General features: G+C 49.1%; 9 tRNA genes and 2 rRNA genes. All 11 read right to left on the reverse strand.

The window, feature by feature from the left end:
• Nucleotides 1-83: ribosomal RNA gene (locus BLL41_RS22125) — 16S ribosomal RNA — on the reverse strand; the annotation flags it as partial.
• 172 nt (nucleotides 84-255) lie between these two features.
• Nucleotides 256-331 (reverse strand) — tRNA-Ala (locus BLL41_RS22130).
• A gap of 7 nt (nucleotides 332-338) precedes the next feature.
• Nucleotides 339-415 (reverse strand) — tRNA-Pro (locus BLL41_RS22135).
• A 27-nt stretch (nucleotides 416-442) separates the two neighbouring features.
• Nucleotides 443-519, reverse strand: a tRNA-Arg gene (locus BLL41_RS22140).
• Nucleotides 520-528: 9 nt separating this feature from the next.
• Nucleotides 529-614 (reverse strand) — tRNA-Leu (locus BLL41_RS22145).
• Nucleotides 615-628: 14 nt separating this feature from the next.
• A tRNA-Gly gene (locus tag BLL41_RS22150) sits at nucleotides 629-703 on the reverse strand.
• 40 nt (nucleotides 704-743) lie between these two features.
• A tRNA-Leu gene (locus BLL41_RS22155) sits at nucleotides 744-826 on the reverse strand.
• Between the two features lie 6 nt (nucleotides 827-832).
• Nucleotides 833-908 (reverse strand) — tRNA-Lys (locus tag BLL41_RS22160).
• A 37-nt stretch (nucleotides 909-945) separates the two neighbouring features.
• Nucleotides 946-1,021, reverse strand: a tRNA-Thr gene (locus BLL41_RS22165).
• Between the two features lie 4 nt (nucleotides 1,022-1,025).
• Nucleotides 1,026-1,101, reverse strand: a tRNA-Val gene (locus tag BLL41_RS22170).
• A 22-nt stretch (nucleotides 1,102-1,123) separates the two neighbouring features.
• Nucleotides 1,124-1,239 (reverse strand): 5S ribosomal RNA (gene rrf / locus BLL41_RS22175).
• Between the last annotated feature and the right edge of the window lie 53 nt (nucleotides 1,240-1,292).

Consider the following 1,292-nt stretch of genomic DNA (forward strand, 5'->3'; position numbering starts at 1 on the left):
AAGCTCCCATCTGTCCGCTCGACTTGCATGTATTAGGCACGCCGCCAGCGTTCGTCCTGAGCCAGGATCAAACTCTCCGATAAAGTAGTTTGACTGACTACGCACATCGCTGTGCGATTTATAAAAAAATGAATTAACAGGTACGTTTTGTCTTGTTTAGTTTTCAAAGATCATTTTGTTTGTCTGCTTTGTTAAAGCAACTTTATTAGTATACAACGTCGCTTCTTCAAAGTCAACAACTTTTTTCAAAACTTTTGGTGGAGCCTAGCGGGATCGAACCGCTGACCTCCTGCGTGCAAAGCAGGCGCTCTCCCAGCTGAGCTAAGGCCCCATGAAAATGGTCGGGAAGACAGGATTCGAACCTGCGACCCCATGGTCCCAAACCATGTGCTCTACCAAGCTGAGCTACTTCCCGATTTCCTATCTATTCTATTAAAAGATATGGCGCGCCCGAGAGGAGTCGAACCCCTAACCTTTTGATCCGTAGTCAAACGCTCTATCCAATTGAGCTACGGGCGCAAAACATAATGCCGAGGGCCGGACTTGAACCGGCACGGTAGTCACCTACCGCAGGATTTTAAGTCCTGTGTGTCTGCCAATTCCACCACCCCGGCGTGGATGGTATAGTTGGAGCGGAAGACGGGATTCGAACCCGCGACCCCCACCTTGGCAAGGTGGTGTTCTACCACTGAACTACTTCCGCAGACAGGATGTCCAGTTTTTCTAACTGTTATCCTATATAATGCGGGTGAAGGGACTTGAACCCCCACGTCATAAAGACACTAGATCCTAAGTCTAGCGCGTCTGCCAATTCCGCCACACCCGCGTAAAATGGTGAGCCATGAAGGACTCGAACCTTCGACCCTCTGATTAAAAGTCAGATGCTCTACCAACTGAGCTAATGGCTCTTCTTACAAGAGACTTGAGTATTATATCATATAAAAGTGGTGCCGGCAAGAGGACTTGAACCCCCAACCTACTGATTACAAGTCAGTTGCTCTACCAATTGAGCTACACCGGCAAAATGGTGGAGGATGACGGGCTCGAACCGCCGACCCTCTGCTTGTAAGGCAGATGCTCTCCCAGCTGAGCTAATCCTCCATAATTGCACTAACGTGCAATTGCTTGGCGGCGTCCTACTCTCACAGGGGGAAACCCCCGACTACCATCGGCGCTGAAGAGCTTAACTTCCGTGTTCGGTATGGGAACGGGTGTGACCTCTTCGCTATCGCCACCAAACAAATTGAGAGTGTTCTCTCAAAACTAGATAACAGGTGTGACATCAATCAAAA

The sequence above is a fragment of the Bacillus sp. FMQ74 genome, assembly GCF_001875785.1.
Classification (GTDB): Bacteria; Bacillota; Bacilli; order Bacillales; family Bacillaceae; genus Bacillus; species Bacillus stercoris.